Annotated in this window: 24 protein-coding genes and 1 pseudogene; 13 read left to right on the top strand and 12 right to left on the bottom strand. The window is 65.2% G+C overall.

The window, feature by feature from the left end; translation table 11 throughout:
• Window positions 1-139: 139 nt before the first annotated feature.
• Both ACGI6K_RS22285 and ACGI6K_RS22280 read left to right on the top strand, forming a co-directional pair.
• Window positions 140-1003 (top strand): SIR2 family protein, encoded by an 864-nt coding sequence (locus tag ACGI6K_RS22285; RefSeq protein ID WP_376947735.1) that lies wholly within the window; start codon window positions 140-142, stop codon window positions 1001-1003.
• Between the two features lie 33 nt (window positions 1004-1036).
• Entirely contained in the window at window positions 1037-1600 is a 564-nt protein-coding gene (locus ACGI6K_RS22280) for a hypothetical protein (RefSeq protein ID WP_376947737.1), read from the top strand.
• 122 nt (window positions 1601-1722) lie between these two features.
• Here the strand turns inward: ACGI6K_RS22280 and ACGI6K_RS22275 are convergent, their stop codons facing one another.
• Entirely contained in the window at window positions 1723-2460 is a 738-nt protein-coding gene (locus ACGI6K_RS22275; RefSeq protein WP_376947739.1) for a helix-turn-helix domain-containing protein, read from the bottom strand.
• Window positions 2461-2579: 119 nt separating this feature from the next.
• On the opposite strand from ACGI6K_RS22275, the gene aas reads away from it, so the two are divergent.
• From aas to ACGI6K_RS22260, 3 genes are read left to right on the top strand one after another with little or no spacing between them, the layout of a single operon-like run.
• Complete coding sequence (gene aas, locus ACGI6K_RS22270; protein ID WP_376947741.1) at window positions 2580-4712, top strand: bifunctional acyl-ACP--phospholipid O-acyltransferase/long-chain-fatty-acid--ACP ligase; 2133 nt, start codon at window positions 2580-2582, stop codon at window positions 4710-4712.
• On the top strand, window positions 4709-6082 hold the full coding sequence (locus ACGI6K_RS22265) for an MFS transporter (protein WP_376947743.1): 1374 nt from the start codon (window positions 4709-4711) through the stop codon (window positions 6080-6082). Before aas ends, ACGI6K_RS22265 begins: the two co-directional genes overlap by 4 nt.
• Window positions 6079-6447, top strand: coding sequence for a cupin domain-containing protein (locus ACGI6K_RS22260; protein ID WP_376947745.1), 369 nt, complete (start codon window positions 6079-6081; stop codon window positions 6445-6447). Before ACGI6K_RS22265 ends, ACGI6K_RS22260 begins: the two co-directional genes overlap by 4 nt.
• 426 nt (window positions 6448-6873) lie before the next feature.
• On the opposite strand, the gene ACGI6K_RS22255 is transcribed toward ACGI6K_RS22260, so the two are convergent.
• Entirely contained in the window at window positions 6874-7278 is a 405-nt protein-coding gene (locus ACGI6K_RS22255; protein WP_376947747.1) for a bacteriohemerythrin, read from the bottom strand.
• A 299-nt stretch (window positions 7279-7577) separates the two neighbouring features.
• On the opposite strand from ACGI6K_RS22255, the gene modA reads away from it, so the two are divergent.
• The 4 genes from modA (at window position 7578) to ACGI6K_RS22235 (ending at window position 12016) form a co-directional block, all read left to right on the top strand.
• Window positions 7578-8336: a molybdate ABC transporter substrate-binding protein gene (gene modA / locus ACGI6K_RS22250; protein ID WP_376947749.1), complete on the top strand. Its 759-nt coding sequence runs from the start codon at window positions 7578-7580 to the stop codon at window positions 8334-8336.
• Between the two features lie 34 nt (window positions 8337-8370).
• Window positions 8371-9060 (top strand): molybdate ABC transporter permease subunit, encoded by a 690-nt coding sequence (gene modB, locus ACGI6K_RS22245; RefSeq protein WP_376947751.1) that lies wholly within the window; start codon window positions 8371-8373, stop codon window positions 9058-9060.
• A 16-nt stretch (window positions 9061-9076) separates the two neighbouring features.
• Window positions 9077-10171, top strand: a complete 1095-nt coding sequence (gene modC / locus ACGI6K_RS22240) for a molybdenum ABC transporter ATP-binding protein (RefSeq protein WP_376947757.1) — start codon at window positions 9077-9079, stop codon at window positions 10169-10171.
• Between the two features lie 522 nt (window positions 10172-10693).
• Window positions 10694-12016 carry an OprD family porin gene (locus tag ACGI6K_RS22235; RefSeq protein WP_377968916.1) on the top strand — a complete coding sequence of 441 codons (1323 nt, stop codon included), beginning with the start codon at window positions 10694-10696 and terminating at the stop codon, window positions 12014-12016.
• A gap of 73 nt (window positions 12017-12089) precedes the next feature.
• Here ACGI6K_RS22235 and ACGI6K_RS22230 read toward each other — a convergent pair whose 3' ends face one another.
• Complete coding sequence (locus ACGI6K_RS22230; protein WP_376943282.1) at window positions 12090-12632, bottom strand: DUF3299 domain-containing protein; 543 nt, start codon at window positions 12630-12632, stop codon at window positions 12090-12092.
• 189 nt (window positions 12633-12821) lie between these two features.
• Between ACGI6K_RS22230 and pbpG the strand changes: the two genes are divergently transcribed.
• On the top strand, window positions 12822-13778 hold the full coding sequence (pbpG, locus tag ACGI6K_RS22225; protein WP_376943284.1) for a D-alanyl-D-alanine endopeptidase: 957 nt from the start codon (window positions 12822-12824) through the stop codon (window positions 13776-13778).
• Here pbpG and ACGI6K_RS22220 read toward each other — a convergent pair.
• The 3 genes from ACGI6K_RS22220 to purE form a co-directional block, all read right to left on the bottom strand.
• Window positions 13760-14005 carry a GlsB/YeaQ/YmgE family stress response membrane protein gene (locus ACGI6K_RS22220; RefSeq protein ID WP_376943343.1) on the bottom strand — a complete coding sequence of 82 codons (246 nt, stop codon included), beginning with the start codon at window positions 14003-14005 and terminating at the stop codon, window positions 13760-13762. The genes pbpG and ACGI6K_RS22220 overlap by 19 nt on opposite strands.
• Before the next feature lie 86 nt (window positions 14006-14091).
• Window positions 14092-15177 carry a 5-(carboxyamino)imidazole ribonucleotide synthase gene (locus ACGI6K_RS22215; RefSeq protein ID WP_376943287.1) on the bottom strand — a complete coding sequence of 362 codons (1086 nt, stop codon included), beginning with the start codon at window positions 15175-15177 and terminating at the stop codon, window positions 14092-14094.
• A gap of 19 nt (window positions 15178-15196) precedes the next feature.
• Complete coding sequence (purE, locus tag ACGI6K_RS22210) at window positions 15197-15688, bottom strand: 5-(carboxyamino)imidazole ribonucleotide mutase (protein ID WP_376943289.1); 492 nt, start codon at window positions 15686-15688, stop codon at window positions 15197-15199.
• 217 nt (window positions 15689-15905) lie between these two features.
• Here purE and ACGI6K_RS22205 point away from each other — a divergent pair, with 217 nt between their 5' ends.
• Window positions 15906-16925: an asparaginase gene (locus tag ACGI6K_RS22205; RefSeq protein ID WP_376943291.1), complete on the top strand. Its 1020-nt coding sequence runs from the start codon at window positions 15906-15908 to the stop codon at window positions 16923-16925.
• On the opposite strand, the gene ACGI6K_RS22200 is transcribed toward ACGI6K_RS22205, so the two are convergent.
• Together ACGI6K_RS22200 and ACGI6K_RS22195 are read right to left on the bottom strand one after the other, a co-directional pair.
• The gene (locus ACGI6K_RS22200; protein WP_376943293.1) at window positions 16922-17338 is read right to left on the bottom strand and encodes a hypothetical protein; all 417 of its coding nucleotides are present in this window, start codon (window positions 17336-17338) and stop codon (window positions 16922-16924) included. The genes ACGI6K_RS22205 and ACGI6K_RS22200 overlap by 4 nt on opposite strands.
• Before the next feature lie 32 nt (window positions 17339-17370).
• Window positions 17371-17790 (bottom strand): hypothetical protein, encoded by a 420-nt coding sequence (locus ACGI6K_RS22195; protein ID WP_376943295.1) that lies wholly within the window; start codon window positions 17788-17790, stop codon window positions 17371-17373.
• 181 nt (window positions 17791-17971) lie between these two features.
• Between ACGI6K_RS22195 and ACGI6K_RS22190 the strand changes: the two genes are divergently transcribed.
• Both ACGI6K_RS22190 and ACGI6K_RS22185 read left to right on the top strand, forming a co-directional pair.
• Window positions 17972-19072, top strand: coding sequence for an aminopeptidase (locus ACGI6K_RS22190; protein ID WP_376943297.1), 1101 nt, complete (start codon window positions 17972-17974; stop codon window positions 19070-19072).
• Window positions 19069-19296 (top strand): annotated as a pseudogene (locus ACGI6K_RS22185) (DUF1161 domain-containing protein); the annotation flags it as partial. The gene ACGI6K_RS22190 and the pseudogene ACGI6K_RS22185, both read left to right, overlap by 4 nt.
• A 352-nt stretch (window positions 19297-19648) precedes the next feature.
• Here ACGI6K_RS22185 and ACGI6K_RS22180 read toward each other — a convergent pair.
• From ACGI6K_RS22180 to ACGI6K_RS22165, 4 genes are all read right to left on the bottom strand, one after another.
• Window positions 19649-20227, bottom strand: a complete 579-nt coding sequence (locus tag ACGI6K_RS22180; RefSeq protein WP_376943299.1) for a gamma carbonic anhydrase family protein — start codon at window positions 20225-20227, stop codon at window positions 19649-19651.
• A 125-nt stretch (window positions 20228-20352) separates the two neighbouring features.
• Entirely contained in the window at window positions 20353-22734 is a 2382-nt protein-coding gene (locus tag ACGI6K_RS22175) for a TonB-dependent siderophore receptor (protein WP_376943301.1), read from the bottom strand.
• A 120-nt stretch (window positions 22735-22854) separates the two neighbouring features.
• Window positions 22855-23796, bottom strand: a complete 942-nt coding sequence (locus tag ACGI6K_RS22170) for a FecR domain-containing protein (RefSeq protein WP_376943345.1) — start codon at window positions 23794-23796, stop codon at window positions 22855-22857.
• Between the two features lie 25 nt (window positions 23797-23821).
• Window positions 23822-24352, bottom strand: coding sequence for a sigma-70 family RNA polymerase sigma factor (locus ACGI6K_RS22165; protein WP_376943303.1), 531 nt, complete (start codon window positions 24350-24352; stop codon window positions 23822-23824).
• Window positions 24353-24393: the final 41 nt, after the last annotated feature.

The raw sequence follows: 24393 nt of genomic DNA, 5'->3' as shown, positions 1-24393 counted from the left end.
CTGGCCCACGGATACGACAAGCCATTCCAAAACCGCTAATGATTTCCTTTAAATTCAAATAGTTAACCAAATAAATCCTTTCGGCACACTTATTGCGGTAGGTTGTCGATTCTTGCCCTTCCCTCAGCAGGAGAGTTCAGTGACCGACAGCTTATTAAAGGAAATCCTCGCCCAGCTCGGCTCGGGCGACATCGTTCCCTATCTGGGCCCGGGCGTCCTGCACGGAGTCGTCGATCGCGACACGGGCAAGCCGATTCCCGCCGACAGCGACAGCCTGATCCTCGCCATGACCGGCGGTCGGCCGATGTCGCCGCGTCTCATGTACGAGTTCCCGCGTGCGGCCATGCACATGGAGAACAAAAAAGGCCGCAGCTTCATCGAACGCTTCCTGACCCAGACCTACGGTGGCGACAACTGGAGCGCATCTCCGGTCCATCAGTGGCTAGCCGGACTCGACCTGCCCTACGTCATCGACAGCAACCGCGACACCCAGCTGCAGCGTTGCTACATCGACGCCGGGCGCCGGCACACCCTGGTGGTCGGCGCCGCGCGCCTCGCCGCGACGCCCTATCGCTTCGACCTCTACCACTTCGAGGACGGCAAGTACCGCAAGGTCGCGCTGGAAGAGGTCGATAGCGCCCTGCCGGTACTGTTCAAGCCGCTCGGCACGCCGCTGCCCAAGCCGGGCTACGTGGCCTCGGATGCCGACTTCGTCGACTACATCACCGAGCTGATGGGCGGCTTCGCCATTCCCGACTGGGTCAAGCTGCTGCGCAAGAACAAGCGATACCTGTTCCTGGGCCTGCGCTTCAACCGCGACACCGAACGCATGGTGATGAGCGACATGATCTACGATGCCGCTGAACCGGCCGGCTGGGTCCTGATCGATCAGCCGAGCGACAAAGAACGCAAGGTCTGCGAGCGCAAGAACCTGCAACTGATCGAGGCCGACTGGAGCAGTCTCCTCGCCCTCGCCAACCCCAGCGCCACCGAAGTGGCCTGACCTCTCTTTCTTCACCTAGACGAGAAGCCAACCATGCTGTTGAAAAGCTACGAAGACCAATCCCTGCTGTGCAACGTCAGCGTCAAGGGCCCGACCACCCAGGCCGGCATCCAGGCCTTCCGTGGCGACCTGGTCATCGTCGAAGGCGACATCGCCGACGACGCCGGCCGCCGCCTGCCGCCCAAAGCAGTGCTCAAGCAAGCCGCTCTGCTGTTCAAGAACGACAAGCTGATCATGGTCTCCGGTGGCCTGGTGCAACTGACCGACCTGCAAGCCTTCTTCGAGAAGTACAAGGGCGATCTGGCCAGCGACGCCAACCTGATCTTCTACGTCGAGAACCTGACCAAGCCGCTCATCAGCGAATACGAAGGCTTCAAGGTCACCCTCCAGGCACACGAAGAAGGCGCTATCTGGAACGTCATGATGGAAGACCTGCGCCTGGACAAGGAAGACTTCAAGGGCCAGAGCCCCGAAGACAAGGTCATCACCATGGCCGAAGGCCTGGCCGACTTCAAACCGAAGTACGACACCGTTTCCTTTGCCGATGCCCAGACCTTCACCGCCAACATCAAGCGCGAGCACCGCGGTCCGGTTTAATCGGTCGTCCCCTTTCCTTTTGGCAAGGATGCATCGCTAGGCCCTGTTCGCCACTCCCCCTTCCCGCAGGGGGAGTTTTCTTTTCGGGCACCGCCTTTTTCCACTGGCTGCCCTCCTCCCCTTCAAGCCATACGCCGCAGCCGGGTGAAGGCTTTTAGTTCCCACTCGCGCAGCGCCAGCAGCATTCCCGTGCCATGCCGCTTCGTCAGGGGCGCGGCCAGACTTTCCTCGTGCAGTTCGGCGAAGCGACGGCGCAGCGTGCGGATCTCCGCCTGCAGCTTGGCCAACGCCGACTCGGTGAGCATGCCGTGGGAAAAGGCCATGACCTCGTCCGTGCCGGCGAAGTTGCTACCGAGGAAATCCACCAGGCCTTGACGGCGGAAAAAGTTGCGGATTGGCCCACCAGGCAACCAGTCGAAGTCCCGCGCGACATTCAGGCGAACACGGTTGCCCGGCAACAGATCGAGCAGGCGCAGGCGGTCCAGCCGGGCCAGACGCTGGATGCACTCCGCCTCGCTGAGGCGGTAGGCGTGGAGGATCTCGCCCATCGTCCAGTGGTTCAGCACGCAGACGGCCACCAGCAGCAGTTTCTCGTCGGAAACCAGCTCGCGCTCCTGACCCTCGCCCAGGGTATGCAGGCGCGTCCCGCTCAGCGCCGCTTCCTGGGCCAGTTCGGCGAGGCTGAAGCCGAGCAGGTGGCCGATCTCGAGCAGCCGGTCAAGACTGAAACGTTGGCTTGCGAACATACGCTTGACGCTCGCCTCGGACAGCCCGAGGCGCGTGCCCAGTTCACGATAGGTGATGCCCTGGGCTTTCAGACGCTGCTTGAGGGTATTTACCAGGCGGTCGAGTTCGCTCATCGAACAAAAGTATCGTTTTCAGCTACTTGATCGGTAATTCTGCACGACTTTTTCCGACAAAGTTTCAATTCATTCTATGAGCCGCCATGCTGACGGCTCCTCCATACCAGGGATCGATCATGCTCAAGCCCTCTCTGCGCCTGCTCCTCAGGCTCCTGTTCCGTGTCGAGATCCAGGGTGACCGCAATGTCTTCGGCGATCCGCGCACTCTGATTGTCGCTAACCATGAATCCTTCCTCGACGGCCTGCTGCTCGGTGTTTTCTTGCCGGTGGATGCGCTGTTCGTGGTGCACACTCAGGTCGCCAGCCGGCCGCTGTTCCGTATCCTGTTGCGCTTCGTGCCGCACCTCACGGTCGATTCGGCCAGCCCGCTGGCGATCAAGCAGATCGTCAGATTGGTGGAAAGCGGACAACCGGTGGCGATCTTCCCGGAAGGGCGGATCACCCGTACCGGCTCGCTGATGAAGGTCTACGACGGCGCCGCCCTAGTCGCCGCCAAGACCGGCGCCAGCGTGGTGCCGGTGCGCATCGACGGCGCCGCGCAGAGCTACTTCGGTCGCCTAGCCGGGGTGTTCCCGCGTCGGGCGCTACCCAAGGTGCGCATCGCGATCCGCCCGCCGCAACGCATTTCCATGCCCGATCGGCCTTCGGCCCGGCTGCGCCGGCGCCGTGCCGGCGAGCTGCTGCGCCACATCCTGCTCGACATGCTGGTCGCCACCCGTCCGCAGCGCACCCTGTACCAGGCCTTCCTCGACGCCAGGGCGACCTTCGGCACCCACTACCGGCTGGTGGAGGACATCCGTCTGCAGGAGGAGTCCTATGGTTCGCTGCTGAAGATAACGTTGGCCATCGCCCGCCTGACCTCGCGCCTGAGCGTGCCGGGCGAAACGATCGGGGTGCTTGCTCCCAATGCCGCGCCGACCCTCGGTTTGCTACTCGGTTTGTCGCTCGGCCGGCGCATTCCCGCCTTGCTCAACTACACCGCCGGCGCCGAGGGGCTGCGCGCCGCCTGCCAGGCCGCCGAAATCCAAACCATCGTCGCCTCGCGGACCTTCGTCGAGAAGGCGCACCTGGGTCCGCTGCTCGCCGCCGTACCGGGCGTCCGCATCCATTACCTGGAAGATCTCAAGGCCGGCTTCGGCCTCGCCGACCGCCTGTGGGTACTCCGGCACCTGCTCCTACCGCGCCACGCCGAACAGCCGCAGACGCCTGAAGATGCCGCCGTGGTGCTGTTCACCTCGGGCTCGGAGGGCAAACCCAAGGGCGTGGTCCACTCCCACGCCTCGCTGCTGGCCAACGTCGCGCAGATCCGTGCGGTGGCCGACTTCACCCCGCAGGACAAGTTCATGATGGCCCTGCCGCTGTTCCACGCCTTCGGCCTGACCTGCGGCGCGCTGCTGCCGCTGGTCTCCGGCTGCCAAGTGTTCCTCTACCCAAACCCACTGCACTACCGGGTCATCCCCGAGCTGGTCTACGACCGCAACTGTACCGTGCTGTTCGGCACTTCGACCTTCCTCGGCAACTACGCCAAGTTTGCCCACCCCTACGACTTCGGCCGCCTGCGCTATGTGATCGCCGGCGCCGAACGGCTGGCCGAGCACGTGCGCGAGCAGTGGCTCGACAAGTTCGGCATCCGCATCCTCGAGGGCTACGGGGTCACCGAATGCGCTCCGGTGGTGGCGGTCAACGTCCCGATGGCCTGCCGCAACGGCAGTGTCGGCCAGTTGCTGCCCGGCCTCGACTACGAACTGGAGCCGGTGCCCGGTATCGCCGAGGGCGGCGCCCTGCACCTGAAAGGACCCAACCTGCTCAAGGGCTATCTGCTGTCCGAGCGGCCCGGAGTCATCCAGCGGCCGCCCGCGATCCGTTCTGGCTGGTATGCCACCGGCGACATTGCCAGCGTCGACGCCGACGGCTTCCTGTACATCCGCGGCCGCCTCAAGCGCTTCGCCAAGATTGCCGGCGAGATGGTTTCGCTGGAGGCGGTGGAAAGCCTGGCAGCGAACGCCGCTCCGGATTTCGTCCACGCCGCCGCGACACGCGACGACACCGCCCGCGGCGAAGCACTGGTACTCTTCACCACCGCCCCGGCGCTCGGCCGCGACCATCTGCTAGCCGCTGCCCGGGCGCTCGGCCTGCCGGAACTGGCAGTGCCGCGAACAATTTGCCGGGTCGATGCGCTACCCCAGCTCGGCACCGGCAAGACCGACTACCAGAGCCTCAAGCGCATGGCCGAGGAGATCCCCGCATGAGTTCGACCCTTTCTCTGCTCAGGGCCCGCCGCTTCGGCCCGCTATTCGTCACCCAGTTCCTTGGTGCCTTCAACGACAACCTGTTCAAGAACGCCCTGGTGGTTCTGCTGACCTACCAGACCGCCCAGTGGACCAGCCTGTCCCCCGGCTTGCTGGCCAACCTGGCGGCGGGCCTGTTCATTCTGCCGTTCTTCCTGTTTTCGGCGAGCGCCGGGCAACTGGCCGACAAATACGACAAGGCCCTGCTGGCGCGCTGGACCAAGCTGCTGGAGATCCTCATCGTACTGCTGATCGGTGCCGGCTTCTGGCTGCACAGCCTGGCGGTCCTGCTGGCCGGCCTGTTCCTCCTCGGCCTGCAATCGACTCTGTTCGGCCCGGTGAAGTACGCCATTCTGCCGCAACATCTGGGCGAGACCGAGCTGGTCGGCGGCAATGCATTGATCGAAGCCGGCACCTTCGTCGCCATCCTGGTCGGCACCCTGTCCGGTGCCCTGCTCGCCAATATCGAAGGCGGCGCCCTGTGGATCACCGCCGGCTGTCTGCTGGTCGCCGTGGCCGGCTACCTCGGCAGCCTGCGCATTCCCGTGGCGGCTCCGCCGGAGCCTGGCCTGCGCCTCAATCCCAATCCGTTCGGCGAAACCCGGCGCAGCATCGGTTTCGCCCGCGAAAATCGCAGCGTATTTCTGGCGATCCTCGGCATCTCCTGGTTCTGGCTGTATGGTGCGCTGCTGCTTGCGCAGTTCCCGGCTTACACCAAGGACGTGCTCGGCGCCGGGGAAAGTGGCGTGACTCTCCTGCTCACCGTCTTCACCCTGGGCATCGGCGGCGGCTCGCTGCTCTGCAAGCGCCTGTCGGGACAGCAGGTGGAAATCGGCCTGGTGCCGCTGGGCGCCCTCGGCCTCAGCCTGTTCGGTCTCGACTTGGCCTTCGCTTCCCCGGTCGCGGCAGAGGGCGGCCCGCTCGACTTTTCCGCGCTGCTGGCGGCGCCGGGCACTCTGCACGTGCTCGCCGACCTGTTCGCCCTCGGCCTGTTCGGCGGGCTGTTCATCGTCCCGCTGTATACCCTGATGCAGTTGTGCTCGGCCCCCGCGCAGCGGGCGCGAATCATCGCCGCCAACAACATTCTCAACGCTCTGTTCATGGTGCTGGGTGCCCTCGCCGCAGCTCTGCTGCTCGCGGCTGGGCTGTCCATCCCCGCGCTGTTCGGTGTCGCCGCGCTGGCCAACGCCCTGGTGATGCTCTATATCTTCCGCCTGCAGCCGGACTTCCTGCACCGCTGCGCCATCTGGCTGTCGAGCCTCGGCAAACTGCTCAAGCGCGACGCGCCACAGCCGACGGCAGCCACGGACGAAGCGGAGAAGCGGCCATGAAAGCGCGCATCGTGCGGCCCGATCCCGCCACGGCCTTCCCGACCGCCGAGCGCTGCCGCATCCTCGAACTGTGGAACGGCGCCGACGACCCGGCGCTGTCCATCGCCCTGGCCACGGTGGCGCCGGGCGAAACCACCCAGTCGCACCGCCTGCACGGAGTGGAGGAGCGCTACCTGATCCTCCACGGCCAAGGCCTCGTCAGTCTCGGCGACGAAGCACCGAAATCCGTGGGGCCGGGCGATCTGGTCGTCATTCCGGCGGGCATGGCGCAGCGGATCGCCAATACCGGCAACGGCGAACTGGCCTTCTATTGCATCTGCACGCCGCGCTTCACGCCCGAGAGTTACGAAATGTTGGAAAATTGAGCCCGCGTGACAGCGATCTCTGGCAAGAAGCTCCGCCCAGGCTCATCCGTCTTTCCCTGAAACGTGCGGGTGTGGCCCCGTGGTCTCTTCCTCGGATCGCCTGTTTCACGTGGAACAACCACTCATTACTTGCGCCTTTCGAGAATCGTCAAGTTTGCTCCGGCCGAAACCGGGCGATATTTCCGCCACGCTCCGCAAACGTGGAGAGCTAAACCAGTGGACCGACAATCGCCAGCAGCGGTCCACGATCCCGCGCTCGAGCGGGGACTTGATCGCGTCCCGTCGGGATAAATGCGCGGGCGAGCGCCGGACGTTGCAGGCGGTGCCGGCTTCGTCGTGCGCCAAGATGTCGGCATCCGCGCATCGTCCACGGCCCCCAGCAATCGAGGCCTCAAAAAGCAAGAACCTTGAAGAAAGCACGGCACTTCAAGCCTGCTGCCGGAGATAGACCACCAAGGCGCTGTCCATGGTCTTGGCGTGCAAGTCGAACCAGGCGGGCAGGCTGTCGTTCAGCCAAGCGCGGGCCATCTGCGCGCGGCCGGCCACGGCGCGCTGGCAGAAGCGGTCCATGTCGCCGAGGATGCGCTGGTGGTTGGCGCGGTGCTCGCCGAAAGCGGGATAGCCGGAGGCTTGCATCTTCGCCTCTTCGTCGGCGAAGTGGCGGCTGGTGTGCTCGAACAGCGCCTTAAAGGCTCCAACAAACTCCGGCCCCCCGGCATTCGCGGCAGCCAGGCAAAGTTCGAGGAATTCGCGATGAGTGTGATCGATCGTCTCGTCGCCCAGGGCGTAGCTGTCCTGAAAACGTTCCAGCATCTCTTGGGGGGTCGGCATGGCGGATGGTCCTTCTGTGGGGAGCGCACGAAGGATACGGCAAGGCCGCGACCGGCGCACGGCGGTCGCGGCACCGCAAAACAGGCCCGCCACGCTCCGTGATGGCAGGAGGACACTTGCGTACATTCGCCGTTCGGAACGGAACGGTTTCCCCTGACGTTATTGGGCCGCAATCCGGTTTTTTCCGACGCCCAGGTACCGAAGTCCTTTTCCGTACTCCGGCGTACAGCCTGTAGCCATGGCACGGAGCTTGCGCTTGGACCTTTCAGGTTCAATCAATCTCCCAAGGAAACAGGAACATGAAAAGACTGCTGGCGTGCTTGGCGATCACTCTTGCCCTACCCTTCGCGGCCCAGGCCAATGAACTCAAGGTCGTCACCGCGACCAATTTCCTCGGCACCTTGCAGCAACTGGCCGGCGAGTTCGAGAAGGAGACCGGGCACAGCATCACTATCAGTTCAGGCTCCTCCGGTCCCGTCTACGCGCAGATCGTCAACGGCGCCCCCTACGACGTGTTCTTCTCGGCCGACCAGAAAAGCCCGGAAAAGCTCGACAACGGAGGCTTCGCGCTGCCCGGCTCACGCTTCACCTACGCCATCGGCAAGCTGGTGCTGTGGTCGACCAAGCCTGGGCTGGTGGACGATCAGGGCAAGGTGCTGGCCGGTAACGGCTGGCGCCACATCGCCATATCCAACCCGGAAATCGCCCCCTATGGCCTAGCCGGCACCCAGGTACTGACCCATCTGGGCCTGCTCGACAAGCTGACCGCCGAAAAACGCATCGTGAAGGCCAACAGCGTCGGTCAGGCGTACAGCCAGACCGCCTCCGGCGCCGCCGACCTGGGCTTCGTCGCCCTGGCGCAGATCATCCAGAAGGACGGCAGCATCTCCGGCTCCCACTGGTTCCCGCCGGCCGACTATTACGAACCCATCGTGCAGCAGGCGGTCATCGTCAAGTCCACCCCCGAAAAGGCGCTCGCCGAGCAATTCATGAGCTGGATGAAAGGGCCGCGCGCCGTGGCGATCATCAAGGCCGCCGGCTATTCGCTGCCCGAATGATTCCCGGTCCTGCCGAATCCCTGCGAGGTTTCCCATGCTCGGACTCAATGACGCCGACCTCACGGCTTTCGCCATCACCCTGAAACTGGCCGCCATCAGCACCCTGCTGTTGCTGGTGCTGAGCGCGCCCCTGGCCTGGTGGCTGGCTCACACGCATCGACGCAGCAAGGTGCTGGTCGAGGCGCTGGTCGCCATGCCGCTGGTCATGCCGCCGACGGTCATGGGCTTCTACCTGCTGATGCTATTCGGCCCGCGGGGCTGGATCGGCGGCTTCCTGGAATCCATCGGTCTGCCCCATATGGCCTTCACCTTCACCGGGCTGGTGGTGGGCTCCATGTTCTTCTCGCTGCCATTCGTCGTGCAGCCGCTGCAGAACGCCTTCGCCGCCACGGGCCTGCGCGTGCTGGAAGTCGCCAACACGCTGCGGGCATCGCCGCTGGACCGCTTCTGCAGCGTCATCCTGCCGCTGTCGCGGCGCGGCCTGGTGACGGCCGGCGTGCTGTCCTTCGCCCATACCCTGGGCGAGTTCGGAATGATCCTGCTGATCGGCGGCAACATTCCCGGCGCGACCCAGGTGGCCTCCATCGCCATCTACGACCACGTGGAAACCATGGATTACGACGCCGCCCACGGCCTGTCCCTGGTACTGGTGTGTTCTTCCTTTCTGCTGTTGCTGGTGGTATTCGCCCTCAACCGACGCTTCAAGGTGGTCGGTGCGGTATGAAGTGTCGCCGACCGGACTGCCGCATGAAACAGGACAATCCCGTATGACCCTGCAACTCGATTTCTCCGTCAGACGCCGAGGCTTCAGCCTGGATGCCCGACTAGAACTGCCCGGCAAGGGCGTGACCGCCCTGTTCGGCCGCTCCGGCTCCGGCAAGACCACCCTGCTGCGCTGCATCGCCGGCCTGCACCGGGAGCGCCACGGCCGGCTGGTTTTCCGTGGAGAAACCTGGCAGGACGCCGAACGCTTCGTACCCACCTACCAGCGGCCGCTGGGCTACGTCTTCCAGGAGGCCAGCCTGTTTCCGCACCTGCGCGTACTGCAGAACCTGGAATACGGCTTTTGCCGCGTGCCCCCCGAGCAGCGCCGCATCGGCCTGGTGGACGTGATTTCGCTGCTCAAGCTGGAGGACCTGCTGGAGCGTTATCCGGAGCAGATTTCCGGGGGACAGCGCCAGCGCGTCGCCCTGGGCCGGGCCTTGTTGACCAGCCCGCGCCTGCTGCTGATGGACGAACCCCTGGCCTCCCTGGATGCCGCCAGCAAGGAAGAGATCCTGCCCTTTCTGGAAGGCCTGCGCGACCGGCTGGACCTGCCGATCCTCTATGTCAGCCACTCCATCGAGGAAGTCATGCGCCTGGCCGACCACCTGGTCCTGCTGGAAAACGGCAGTGTCATCGCCCAGGGCCAACTGCAGGCATTGCTCACCGCCCGGGAATTGCCCTTCGTCCGTACGGAAAACTCCTCCACCGTGCTCGATGCGCGCGTGGCCTGCCTGGACGCGGGCGACGGTTTGACCGAGCTGGAAGTGGAGGGACAGCCGCTGCTGATCACCAGGCAACCGGTATCCGCCGGGCGGATCGTCCGGGTCAGGATCATGGCGCGGGACGTGGGCCTGGCGCTGGAGCCGCCGACGGCCACCAGCTTTCTGAACTGCCTGAAGGTGACGCTGCTCGACTGCCAACCGGGCCTGGTGCCAAGCCAGTTGCTGGTGCGCCTGCGCATCGGCGGACAGGTACTGCTGTCGCGGGTGTCCCGACGCTCCGCCGAGCACCTGACTTTGCATCCGGGACAATCCCTGCACGCCCTGGTGAAAGGTGCGGCGCTGGGCTGAAGGCTCCCGACCGGGACCGATATCCAGATGCATAGCCAGGCCGTCTTTTTGTCGCGCTGTATAAAAAGCAACATAAATAAGGTGGAAAAACCTACATTCCGTAGGCGAAACGCCTCGAAAAAATTAATAAGTTATTGTTTTTAATGTATTTTAAATTTTCGTAACAAGTTGGTTCATTTTTTGCAAAAAGTTTCTTAGAGTTATTTAAGGCAATTGAAAACAGACGAGGCGCACGTACCGGAAAAGCCGCTAGCGGTCCAACAGCGGCCATCGGTATCGCCAGTTCAATCGAAATCCAAATTCAGGGAGATATTTCAATGCATTTTGCGCGCCACTTCTCGTTTCGCTGAAGCCGCAAGGCCTGATGCAAATCAACGAAGCGATTGATTTGTATCAGGGCGCTTCGGCCCCGATTTCCAAACCAATCCATTAAATGGCATTTTTCGCCGCCCCAAGCGTCGGGCTTCCGGACGAGGCCAGCCTATGGACAACCCGCACAACTCAACAGGAGAAAAGACATACATGAATAAATCCACTCTGACCCTGGCCGTGACGGCAGCCATTCTAGGTCAGACTCTGTCGCAAGAAGCGGTTGCTGCGGGCTTCATCGAAGACAGCAGCGCCACGCTGCGCCTCAAGAACTTCTATATCAACCAGGACGTCCGCAACCAGGACGCGCCGCGCTCCGAGGAGTGGGGCCAGGCCTTCTTCCTCGACTACAAGTCCGGCTTCACCGAAGGCCCGGTCGGCTTCGGCCTCGACGTGCTGGCCATGCATGCCATCCGCCTCGACGACGGCGGCCGCGCCGGCAAGGCGGGCATCGAACGCACCCCTGGCGGCATGTTCCCGCTGGAAAGCAATGGCAAGGCAAAGAACGACTTCGGCCGGGTCGGCGTGACCGGCAAGCTACGCTTCTCCAAGACCGAGGCGCGCCTCGGCACCCTGCTGCCGAGGATGCCGGTGCTGGTCTACAACGACGGCCGCCTGCTGCCGCAACTGTTCCATGGCGCGCAGATCACCTCCAACGAGATCAAGGACCTGACCCTGACCGCCGGCAAGATCGAGCACTCCACCGAACGGAACTCCAGCGACAGCTACGGCCTGTCGATCTCCGGCGCCAACAGCGGCAGAAGGGCGCAGTTCAGCAACGAGTTCTACTTCGCCGGCGCCGACTACAAAGCCACCAAGGACCTTCTGCTGCAGTACTACTACGGCAACCTGCGCGACTTCTACAAACAGCACTTCTTCGGCCTGGTGCACGACTGGAAGCTGCCGGTCGGCGCGCTGAAGACCGACCTGCGTTATTTCTACAGCGACTCCGACGGCAAGAACGAGAGCGCCTCCGGACGGGCCGAGGGCTATGTCAGCAGCGGTGCCAACGGCAGCAGCGGCGAGGTCGACAACAACCTGTGGAGTGCGATGTTCACCTATAGCCTGTCCGGCCACTCGCTGGGTCTCGGCTACCAGAAGGTCACCGGCAACAGCGACTTCCCGCATATCTTCATGGGTAACGGACGCAGCCTGTACCTGATCACCGACTCGCAGATAGGCAAGTTCGCCAGCGCCGGCGAGAACTCCTGGGTAGCCAGGTATTCCTACGACTTCGCGCAGATCGGCGTGCCGGGCCTGAGGGCCAGCCTGGCCTATGTCAGCGGCGACGACATCGACGCCGCCGGCAGCGATAACAAGGAGTGGGAACGCAACTTCCGTGTCGACTACGCAGTGCAGAACGGCCTGTTCAAGGGCGTCGGCATCGCCTGGCTCAATGCCGCGAACCGTGGCAACGACGTCCGCGACATGGACGAGAACCGCCTGATGGTCAGCTATAGCCTGCCGCTGTTCTAAACCATTCTCCATCGAGACCGCAGGGACGCGGTTTCACCCCAGGCGAGCCGGAGCTTACCGTTCCGGCTCGCTCCTACAGGTCCTCCTCCTTGACCACTTCGACCCCGCTCGCATCGATGGCGTAGGCGGCATTCGCCAGATCGTTGCTGATCTTCTCCACCCGCAGCCTGCCGTCCACCCACAACGGAAGCGAAATGTCGTCCACGCGAAAGCCCCTCGGATAGCGAACCAGGACGATCTGATTCGGCGGCGGCGGCGGCAGATGGATGCAGGCGCCAGGATAGGGCACCAGGAAAAAGGTGGTGCTGTGCCCCTTGCCGTCGTTCTCCAACGGCACCGGATAGCCTCCTAAGCGGATCTCCCTGCCGTCCAGCGCCGGGACCGTCTTCGCCGAATACATTACGGCCGGCAGGCTTCTCGACTTCTGCTTGAGACCGCCCTTGGCGGTGAAGTCGCCATCGGTTTCCGGCGTGTCGTGGACGATGTCCGGCATGTCCTCCAGGGCCTGGCGATCGGCTTCGGGCATCAGTTCCAGCCAGTCCAGCTCCGGCAGTTCGGCATGCGACAGGGAGCTGGCGAGAAGCAGGACGGGGAGAAGGAACGATAGTCGGCGCATGGAATCGAACCGGCGGCTGGAAAAGGAAGGGAATGCGAGCGGCATGATGTCATCGACCGGAGTGCCGATAAAGAGCAGCATAGGGGACTGACGGCAAACCATGGGCATTTCCGCCTGCCAGCAGCGGGCAGCAGCAGCATCTGGTTATACCGCATAAAATTCAGCAGCAACCCACCGCGAGTCATGCGCATGAAAACCCACCCCTCCTTTCTGGCACTCCTGCTGGCCTGCGCATGCGTCGTCGTCATGCCCGGCGTGCGAGCCGTCGACAAGGTCCCGCCGGTCCGCACGCCCCCACCGCTGGAACTGGCCTCCGCCAGCGCTCTGGTGATCGACCTGAACACCGGCCGGGAATTGTTCGCCAACCACCCGGACGTGATCGTGCCGATCGCCTCGATCAGCAAGTTGATGACCGCCATGGTGAGCCTGGACGCCCGTCAGCCGCTCGACGAGGCGATCCCGGTGCGAATCCACGACACTCGCGAATTACGCGGCGTCTACTCGCGGGTGCGAGTCAACAGCCTCATCAGCCGCCGGGAGATGCTGCGCCTGGCCCTGATGTCCTCGGAAAACCGCGCGGCGGCGAGTCTGGCGCACAACTACCCGGGCGGCCACGCGCGCTTCGTCGCGGCGATGAACGCCAAGGCCCGCGCCCTGGGCATGCATAGCACCCGCTTCGTCGAACCGACCGGCCTGTCGGAGCGCAACGTCTCCACCGCCCGCGATCTGGCGAAGCTGCTCAGAGCCGCGCGGCAATATCCGCTGATCCGCGAATTGAGCACCACGCCGAGCCATAGCGCGTACTTCCAGCAGCCGCGTTACGTGCAGAACTTCAACAACACCAACCCGCTGGTGCGCAACCCCGACTGGCGCATCGAGGTCACCAAGACCGGCTTCATCGACGAGGCGGGCCACTGCCTGGCCCTGCTCGCGGTGATCCAGAACCGTCCCGTGGCCATGGTGCTGCTGAACACCCTCGGCAAGCACTCCCACGTCGGCGACGCCAACCGCGTACGGCAGTGGCTGGAAACCGGCCAGAGCACGCCGGTCCCTCTGACGGCCCTGCGCCACAAGCAGCGGAAGCAGTTGGAATGGCGCAGGACCCAGGCTACCGCCACGGCCACCGCTCAGGATTTGCGCAGATAGCCGTAGATCACCAGCAGGATAATGGCGCCGATCACCGCGCCGATGAAGCCGGCGGCTTCGCCGGCGCGGTAGATGCCCAGCGCCTGGCCGCCATAGGTGGCCACGAGCGAACCGCCGATGCCGAGCAGGATGGTCATGATCCAGCCCATGGGCTGATCGCCCGGTTTGAGAAAACGTGCGACCACGCCGACCAGCAGGCCGATGAGAATGGTGCCGAGAATGCCCATCACAGAGCCCTCCTTGAAGTCCTTGACCCCCTCAGCCTAGTCGCGCTCCAGCATACCTGCCATCCGGGCAAGCACGCGGGTGTGCTTCAGTCCCCGGCGATCAGCGCCTCGATTTCCCGGATGCGAGCCTCGAGAGTCGGCAGGTCCTTGCTGCGCAGGGTGGCGTGGCCGACCTTGCGCCCGGCCTTGAAGGCCTTGCCGTAGTGATGCGGGTGGCAGTCGGCGATAGCCGCCAGCCGGTCCAGCGGCGGCACCTGGCCGATGAAGTTGAGCATGGCGCTCTCGCCCACCTTGGCGGTGGAACCCAGCGGCAGGCCGGCCACCGCGCGCAGATGGTTTTCGAACTGGCCGCACTCGGCGCCCTCGATGGTCCAATGCCCGGAGTTGTGCACCCTGGGGGCGATCTCGTTGGCCTTGAGGCCGCCATCGACCTCGAAGAACTCGAAGGCCAGCACGCCGACGTAGTCCAGCTTCTCCAGCACCCGGCCGACATAGTCCTCGGCCAGCGCCTGCAGCGGGTGCCCGCTGCTGGCCACCGACAGGCGCAGGATGCCGCTCTCGTGAGTGTTGTGCACCAGCGGGTAGAAGCGCGTCTCGCCGTCGCGGCCGCGCACGGCGATCAGCGACACCTCGCCGCTGAAGGGCACGAAGCCTTCGAGAATACAGGGCACGCTGCCCAGCTCGGCGAAGGCGCCGGCGACGTCCGCAGGCTGGCGCAGGACCTTCTGGCCCTTGCCGTCGTAACCCAGGGTGCGGGTCTTGAGCACCGCCGGCAGGCCGATCTCGGCCACGGCGGCATCGAGATCGACCTGCGAGTGGATGTTGGCGAATTCCGGGGTGGGAATGCCGAGACTCCTGAACAGGCTCTTCTCGAACCAGCGGTCGCGGGCGATGCGCAGAGACTCGGCGGAGGGGTAGACGGGAACGAACTGGGAGAGGAAGGCTACGGTCTCGGCCGGCACGCTCTCGAATTCGAAGGTGACCAGATCGACCTCGTCGGCCAGTTGGCGCAGATGGCCCTGATCGCCATAATCGGCGCGGATGTGCTCGCCGAGCGCGGCCGCGCAGGCATCCGGCGCCGGGTCGAGGAAGGCGAAGTCCATGCCCAGCGGAGTGCCCGCCAGGGCCAGCATACGGCCCAACTGGCCGCCACCGATCACGCCGATCTTCATCTTGTCGGAACTCCCTTTCTCAGGCTTCGCGCGGATCCGGATTGTCGAGCACGCTACGGGTCTGCTCCTCGCGGAAATGCTTGAGCGCTTCGAGGAGCCGCGGGTGCCTGGCGCCGAGAATGCTGGCGGCGAGCAGCGCGGCATTGATCGCGCCGGCCCGGCCGATGGCCAGGGTGGCGACCGGCACGCCGGCCGGCATCTGCACGATGGAGAGCAGCGAGTCGACCCCGGAGAGCATCGACGACTGCACCGGCACGCCGAGCACCGGCAGGTGGGTCTTGGCCGCGCACATGCCCGGCAGGTGGGCAGCGCCGCCGGCGCCGGCGATGATCACCTCGATGCCGCGGGACGCGGCCTGATCGGCGTACTGGAAGAGCAGATCCGGTGTGCGGTGGGCGGAAACCACCCTGACTTCGTTGGGGATGCCCAGCTTGTCCAGCATCTCCACGGTGTGACAGAGGGTGCTCCAGTCCGACTTGGACCCCATGATCACGCCTACCAGTGCGCTCATCTTCATGCCTCTCGTTGGCGCCCGCGGGCGCATCAAAAAACAACAAGCCACGCTGGCAGGGCGTGGCTTGGCGGGGGCGGCGAACCTCTCCGGATATGAGAGAGGATCGCATTATCAAGCGGCGGAGTATAACCCAAAGCCGGACGCGGAAGTGCAAGCGCACGCACCTACTGTCCGGGTTATTATGAGCACTCCCTGTCCTCGCCGAGACCAGACCATGGACGCGATCGACCAACTCATGGTCCTCTACAGCGGCGGCACCATCGGCATGCAGGCCGGCCCCCAGGGCCTGGTGCCGGCCGCCGGTTTCGACGCGCGCCTGCGCGAACGGCTGATCGCCGAACCGCAGCGCCGCATGCCGCCCTGGCGCTACCGGGAACTGAGCCCGCCGATCGACAGCGCCAATATGCACCAGGGCCACTGGCTGACCCTGCGCGACGCCATTGTCGCCGCGGTCGAGAAAGACGGCTGCGACGCCGTGCTGCTGCTGCACGGCACCGACACCCTGGCCTATAGCGCCGCGGCGCTAAGCTTCCTGCTGCTCGGCCTGGACGTGCCGGTGGTGCTGACCGGCGCCATGCTGCCGGCGAGTGTCCCGGGCAGCGATGCCTGGGACAACCTATTCGGTGCCGTGGACGCCCTCGCCCAGGGCCTGGTCCCCGGCGTGCACCTCTACTTCGGCGGCCGCCTGCTGCACGGCGCGCGGGCCAGTAAGCTGGGCAGCGCGACCTTCGAGGCCTTCGCCGAACTGCCACGCCGACGTCATGGCAGGCGCACCGCCACGCTGCCCGCCGGACTCGACTATCGCACCTTGCGCCAGCCGGTGAACCTCGCCGTGCTGCCGCTGTTTCCCGGCCTGCGGGCGACGCAACTGCGCGCCCTGCTCGACAGCGGCGTACAGGGCCTGGTGCTGGAGTGCTACGGCAGCGGTACCGGCCCGTCGGACGACGCCGAACTACTCGAGGCGCTGCGCGAGGCCCGCCGGCGCGGCACCGTGCTGCTCGGCATCAGCCAGTGCCCACACGGCCATGTGGCGTTCGACACCTATGCCGCCGGCAACGCCCTGCGCGAGGCCGGGCTGATCGGCGGCGACGGAATGACCCGCGAGGCAGCGCTCGGCAAGCTATTCGCCCTGCTCGGTGCCGGCCTGCCGGCGCAGGAGGCGGAATACTGGCTGGCGCAGGATCTGTGCGGTGAGTGCGCCGACTCCTCGCCCGCCGGCGCCAATAGGCCCTAATACAGCCCGCAGCCCAGCACCTCGACCTCCGCCAACTCCCGCCCGGCGCTGTCGTAGAGCACGGCGTAGACCTGGGTGGACATGTTCCAAGCCTCCAGCCGGTAGCGCTGCCCGGCGGTGAAGTCCGGATAACGCAGGCGCAACCAGCAACTGGTGGCCAGCGGATTGCGGCCCATCGGATTGCCCTGGTAGTAGTAGCGGTACGTCGCTTCCAGTTCATGAGCACCGGGAGCGACCTGGAAATAGCGGCCGTCGCGCAGCCGCTGGCCATCCTGCCAGTCCGCCATCAGCAGGCTGGTCACTTCGCGGGCCTGCAGCTCGACCCAGGCCATCCGCGGGTCCGGCTCGGGCACTGGAGTGGCGCAGCCGGCCAGCAGCACGGGTAACGTCAACCAGGGAAATCGTCCACGCATGAGCAGCCTCGCACGAAGAAACGGGCGAGTCGTCAGGCTCCGCTGTTACAGCCGCTCTCCTGACCGGTCGCCAGCATCCGGCGCTGGTCGTCATAGAGCCTGGCCCAGGGACGGAAACCGACGTCGCCGACCTCCAAACTATACCGCTGACCAGGGGCGAACTCCTTGTAGTTCAGGCGAATCAGGCAATTGCGTTCGTGGGGGGGCTGGTTCGGGCCGATGTTGCTGCTCGCCACCTCGAAACGGTAGCGCATGCCCAGCTCATGGGCACCGGGGCTGACCTGGAAGAAGCGGTGGTCGTCCAGCGTCTTTCGATCCACCTCGGCGGCGCGCAACGAGTGGGGTATGCGGGGATTCAGCTCGACCCAGGCCTGGCCGGGATCGTGCCGCGGCAGCAGCAGGTTACAGCCACCAAGGGTCAATAGACAGGGAAGCAGGATGAGGACACGCATGACAGAGCTCCGGGGTATGGTGGTCATGGAACCGGTGGCGCTGGAAAAACCGGGCCGGCTTCCACCACATCGAAGCGCGGAATTGTCCGTCCGCTGCCTGTACACTCCCTGATGCACGGGCGAGCGATACGCTCGCCTCTCTTTCCTTAAAAACGCCTTGCAGGGCCACCGGGTTCGCCGGATGAATGTTTGCAGATCACGAGACAACCTTATAGTGCGAGGGGTTCCCTTGTTGCTAGCCGTCTATCTGAACGGCTGTTCCAGTCTCGCCTACTACGGTCACCTGGCTAGTGGACAGCTCGAACTGCTGCGCCGGCGCGAACCGCTCGCCACGGTGATCGCCGATCCGGCCCGCGACCCCGTGCTGCGCCAGCGTCTGACCCAGGCCCAGGCGGCCCGCCGCTTCGCCAGCGCCCAGCTCGACCTGCCGGACAACGCCAGCTATCGCCTCTACGCCGACCTGGGCCGCTCCTACGTGGTGTGGAATCTCTTCGCGACCGGGGAGTTCTCCGTGGAGCCACTCGCGCACTGCTTTCCGATCGCCGGCTGCGTCGCCTACCGTGGCTTCTACCAGCTCGGCCGGGCGCGCGGGGCGGCAGCGCTGCTGAAGCGGCAGGGCCTGGACACCTTCGTCGGCGGCGTCGAGGCCTACTCCACCCTCGGCTGGTTCGCCGACCCGATCCTCGCCGGCATGCTGCGCCACGACGACGACACCCTGGCCGCGCTGATCTTCCACGAGTTGGCGCATCAACGCCTCTACCTGCCGAACGACACCGCCTTCAACGAATCCTTCGCCAGCTTCGTCGAGCGCGAGGGCCTGCGCCAATGGCGCGCCAGCCGCGGCCTGGCGCCGCCGGACGAACGCCGCGCCCAGCGCGACGAGCAGTTCACCCGCCTGGTGCTGGACACCCGCGAGCGCCTGCGGAAACTCTATGCCAGCGGCCTTCCGGCAAAGGAGATGCGCCAGCGCAAGGCGGCCGAATTCGAACTGCTGCGCCAGCGCTACCGGACGCTGCGCGACGGCGAGTGGCAGGGCGACCGGCGCTACGACGCCTGGGTCGAGGGACCGCTGGACAACGCCAAACTACTGCCGTTCGGCCTGTACGATGGTTGGCTACCAGCCTTCGCCGAAATATTCCGCCGCGCCGGCCAGGATTGGCCACGCTTCTACCGACAAGCCGAACGCCTGGCGCGGCTGCCCGCCGCCGCACGCCAGCAACGCCTGGCCGAACTGCAGGCAGGCACGCCGTCCAGCCTCGCCATACAGGAGGAACCCCCATGAACCGAAGCTGTCTCGCCCTCTCGCTGTGCCTGCTGAGTACCCCGCTGCTGGCGGCGGTCAAGCCCTGCGAGGAACTCAAGGAAGAGATCGAAGTGAAAATCCAGGCCGCCGGCGTGACTTCCTACACGCTGGAGATAGTGCCCAACGCGGAAGTGACCGACCGCAACCTGGTGGTCGGCAGTTGCGACGGCGGCACCAGGAAGATCATCTACCAGCGCAACGACGGCGGCAGTCGGCACAACGAACCATCCCCGACTCCCGCACCGGCCCCCGAGGAGGCTCCGCTCGCAGACTGAGCGGGCTTTCCCCGGCCGTTGCCGGGATGTGCGAGCGAATAAAAAACGGCGAGAGGATCGCTCTCGCCATTCTTCGCGGAATACTGCTTTCTTCCGTTGAGTCATCGTCCTGATGGGATCGCTCTCCTGCGAAGTCCTTGGCCGCTATCCTGGTCAGCCGGTACCGATCCGTCGGCACAGGAGCGATATTAAGGAGTCCTCCGGCGACCGGTAAGTGGACAAGTCCCCGAATCCATGTAAGCCATGACCTACATGGACACGCACTGCCCGGTCGGGGAACTCAGTCCTCGTGGTCGGCGAGCAAGTGCGGCTCCTTCAGCGGCAGGTAGTGCTCAGCCAGGTGCTGGTCCTTCAGGCGCACATAGTTGTCGGCGCTGTAGCGGAAGAAGCCGCGCTCCTTGTCGTTCAGCGGGCGCACCTGCTTCACCGGGCTGCCGACGTACAGGAAGCCGCTTTCCAACATCTTGCCCGGCGGCACCAGGCTGCCGGCACCGACGATCACCTCGTCCTCGACCACCGCGCCGTCCAGCACGATGGCGCCCATGCCGACCAGCACACGGTTGCCGATGTGGCAGCCGTGCAGGGTCACTTTGTGGCCGACGGTGACCTCGTCGCCGATTTCCAGCGGGTGGCCTTGCGCGTTGAACGGCCCGGCATGGGTGACGTGCAGCACGCTGCCGTCCTGGATGCTGGTGCGCGCGCCGATGCGGATGCGGTGCACGTCGCCGCGGATCGCCACCTGCGGCCAGATCGAGCTGTCGTCGCCGATCGCCACGTTGCCGAGGACCACGGAAGCGGGGTCGACGAAGACCCGCTCGCCCAGTATCGGGGTGATGCCCTGGAAGGTTCTGATGGTCATGCCGAAGACTCCATGTGGGGATTGCCTATCGTCCCGAAGCATCCCGAGCGGTGCAAGGCGCCCGCCGGTCGCGGCCGACGGCTGAAACCGTTTCCATCCCAAGGCGGCCGAAAAAGACCCAAGACTCAGAAATCCACGCTCGCCGACAGCGTCGCGGTGCGCGCCGCTCCCCAGGACACCCGGTTGCTGGTTTCGCCGCTGGAAATGAAGTACCGCTTGTTGGTCAGGTTGTCGACATTCAACTGCACCTGGGCCTTTTTGCCGATCACGTCGGGCAGCGACCAGGTAGCGAAGGCGTCGTAGGTGGTGTAGCCGGACAGCTCGAAGCTGTTCGCCAAGTCACCCTCCCGCGAGCCGACGTAGCGGGCGCCGCCGCCGATCCGTAGGCTGCCGGGCAGGACGCTCTGCGGCAGATCGTAGGAGAGGAACAGCCCGGCGACGTTGTGGGCGACGTTGACCAGTTCGTTGTCCTCGGTGGCCTCCGTGTCCTTGAGCACCTTGGTATCGGTGTAGGCGTAGTTGGCGATGACGTTCCAGCGCTCGCCCAACTGCCCATTGAGGCTGGCCTCCAGGCCACGCGAGCGGGCCTCCCCTACCGCCCGGGTGAACCGCTCGCCGCCGACGGTCTCGGTGGTCTGGATGTTCTCCTTGCGGATATCGAACAGGGCGACCAGCCCCGACAGCCAGCCGTTGTCGTAGCGGAAACCGATTTCGTACTGGCGGCCCTCCTCCGGGTCACTGCCGCCATCCACGCCGTTGCCGGCCTCGACGATGTTCGGCTTGTAGGATTCGCTGTAGTTGGCGTACAGGGAAAACTCATCGTTCACCTTGTAGACCAGGCCGGCGAACGGCAGGTTCTTGATCTTGTTCACATTGGTGCCGATCTGGTAGGGAATGCCCTGCCCATCCCGCTGGCGGAACCTTTGATGGCGCAGGCCGAGGGACAATATCCAGTGCTCGCCGATGTGGATGTTGTCCTTGGCGTATACCGACAGCATGCGCACCCGCGAGCGCTGCTGGCTGTTGCCGGGATTGACGATCTCGGTCCGTTTCAGATTGCCGTAGTGCGGCGACTCCGGGTCGAAGCCCCAGGTGTTGGGGCCTTGGTGGAAGAAGCCGTTCGACTCGTCTTGGCGTTCGTGGTCGGCGCCGAGGGTCAGTTCGTGGCGCATACCGCCCAGCTCCAGCTCGTTGAGCCAATCCAGGGCGGCGTAGTTGCGGCTGCGCTCGATATCCGGGTTGCTGCGAAAGCGCCGGCGCAGCTGCCCGGTCGCCGGGTCGTAGGCGTTCGGGTCGGCCTGGAAGTCGCTGGAGTCGTCCTTGTTCCAGCCGTAGTTGAAGCGCAGGCGCGAGGTCGGCGAGAAACGGTACTCCAGGGCCAGGCTGGCGTACTGGCGATGGCCCTCGATCCGCGTCCAGTGCTCGTCGAGCCGATGATCGCGATCGCCGACCGCGTGGCCTTTGTAGAGAAAGGCGCCGCGATCGAGAACCGAGGAATAGTCGGAATATTCGTAGGACAGGGTGGCCGAGAAGGCCTCGCTCTCGAAGGCCAGCGACGGCGCGACCACCTTGTCGCGGTTGACGCCGAAGTTGCGCCAGTAGTCCTCGTCCTTGTGCTGTCCGATCAGGCGGAAGGCGAAACCGCTCCCGCCCAGGGGGCCGGACACATCGAAATAACCGCTGCCGCCGCCTTCGCTGCTGAGCTGTCCGCCCAGGGTGCCGCGCCACTGGTAGGTGGGCTTCTTGCTGATGACGTTGATCACCCCGCCGGGCTCCTGCATGCCGTAGAGCAGGGAAGCCGGTCCCTTGAGCACCTCGACCCGCTCGGTGGTGATGCTGTTGAAGTTGCGCCCGCGGGCGGTGCGGATGCCGTCGCGCAACACCCCGCCGTCGACCCCGTTGCCGAAGCCGCGCTTGACCAGGGAATCCTGGGTGCCGCCGAAGCTGTTGCCGATCGTGATGCCGGGAACGAACTTGACGGTTTCCTCCAGGTCGTTCACCGCGAAGTCGTCCAGCACCTGCCGAGTGACGCTATAGGCGGTCTGCGACTGCTCCAGGAACGGCGTCTCGAACTTGTCGCCGATGGCGCTCGTCGATGCCCGGTAAGTCCGCTCCTCGGCGACCTCGTTGACGCTGATCGCATCCAGCGACATGCCAGCGCCCCCATCCACCAAGGTTCGCACCTCGTAACCGCCGGTTTGGGTCGGCACGGCCTGCAGTCCGCTGCCGTCGAGCAAGATGTTCAGCGCCTGCTCGATTTCATACGTGCCGTCGAGCGGCTGGCTCCGCTTGCCGGCGGTGAGGGCGGCGTCGCCCGCCACATGGATGCCGGCCTGGGCGGCGAACTGGTTAAGCCGTTCGGCCAGCGGACCGGCGGGAATCTCGTAATGCCGTAGTTCGGCGGCCGGCACGGCGGTGCCGTACAGCAGGGCAGGCACGCCGGCCAGGAAGAAGGGAAGGGCCAGCGTCAACGGAATACGAAAACGGCGAGTTTGGCGTGGTGGCATGGGAAATCCTCTACTGCATATCGGCCGGCGAAAAGCCGGTGTCACCAACCAAATCGGATGAGCGAGAAAAACAGGAAGCGAAAAACAAGAATTTTTTACATTCGCATGAGGCGGCGGGACTCAGCGACGGGCTTCGATGCTCGTCCACCAGGGCAGCGGACGCTGGACGACGATCGGCAGGGCGCCCTCCAGCATGCTCAGAACCCGCTCACTGTCATGCAACGGGTAGGTGCCCATGACGCGCAGCCCGGCGACTTCCGGGGCGACGCCCAGGTAGCCGCGATGATGGCCGGACAATTCCTCGACGAACTCCGCCAGGGACATGTCGTCGACCAGCAGAAGCCCCCTGCTCCAGGCCTGACGAGCCTGAACGGCGGGCTCCGGGTCGCCGATGGCTCGCCGGTCGAAGCGCAGTTGCTCCCCGGCCCGGACAATGCGCGCGGCGCCGCTGCCGACGGTGCGCACGTCCACCGCGCCCTCGAAGACCGCCAGACGGGTGTGCCCGTCCTGCTGGGTCACGCTGAAGCGCGTCCCCAGGGCCCGTAGGCGCCCTTCAGCAGTATCGACGACGAAAGGCCTGTTCTCGAAGGCGGTGTCGATCAGCACCTCCCCGGCGAGCAGGTGGAGCCGGCGCAGCCGGGGCTGGTAATCGCTGTCCAGGGCGCTGGCAGCGTTGAGCCAGATGCGCGTGCCGTCGGCGAGCAGGAAATCGCGCACCTCCCCGGTCGCCGTGCGGTAATCGGCGCACCAGGCCGCGACCAAGCCGGCCAAGTGCGTGTCGCGCCAGCCGAACCAGCCGAGCAGGGCGCCACCCGACAACACGCCCAGGGTACGCAGCGCCTGACGGCGGGACAGATCCGTGCTGCGCGCCGTGCGCAGGGTGCGCACGGCCATGTCGCCGTCGTCCTGCAGTGCCGCGAAGCGCCGACCGACACGTTCCACGTAGCGCCAGGCCTGGCGGTGCGCCTCGCTTTGCCCGTGCCAGCGCCGCCAGGCCGCGCCGATGGCGGCGTCGTGCGGGGCGGCGCTCAGCCGAGCGTACCAGTCGGCGGCTTGCCGCAACGCGGCGTGGTCGGGCCTGCCGGTCTCAGACGAGGGCTTCATCGAGCTCGGCCTCGAGCAGCAGGCACTGGTACATCGCCTGGGCCATGTACTTGGTCACGGTTCGTTCGGACACCCCAAGGCGCTCGCCGATGTCCTTGTAGCCCAGCCCCTGGAGCTGAGCGAGGAGGAAGGCCTCGGCGACCCGCTCCGGCAGGCGTGCGAGCATCGCGTGCACCTGCTGTAGGGCTTCCAGCACCATGGCCCGGTGCTCTTCCGAAGGCGCGAAGGCTTCGGGACGGCTGGCCAGGACTTCCAGCCAGGCCTGCTCGACCTGCCGGCGCCGCCAGAAGTCCACGCAGACATGATGGGACATGCCGTGCAGATAGGCGCGCGCATGGCCGTCGCTGTCGAACCGGCGCGGCTTGGCCAGCAGCCGCAGGAAGACCTCGTGGGCCAGGTCGGCGGCGTCGCAGGTATTGCCCAATTTCCGGTACAGCCAGGCGCGTATCCAGCCATGGTGCTCGGCGTAGTAGAGCGCCACCTGCTGCTGGTAGGAAGTATCGGGGGTCGACATGGGCGATCACCGTCGGCGTGCTGGCGGATACAAATAAGATG

Origin of the sequence: Azorhizophilus paspali (assembly GCF_043587585.2) — a bacterium.
Lineage (GTDB): Bacteria > Pseudomonadota > Gammaproteobacteria > Pseudomonadales > Pseudomonadaceae > Azotobacter > Azotobacter paspali.
The sequence above is the reverse complement of the archived record's forward strand: the minus strand, read 5'-3'. Positions and strand labels throughout refer to the sequence as shown.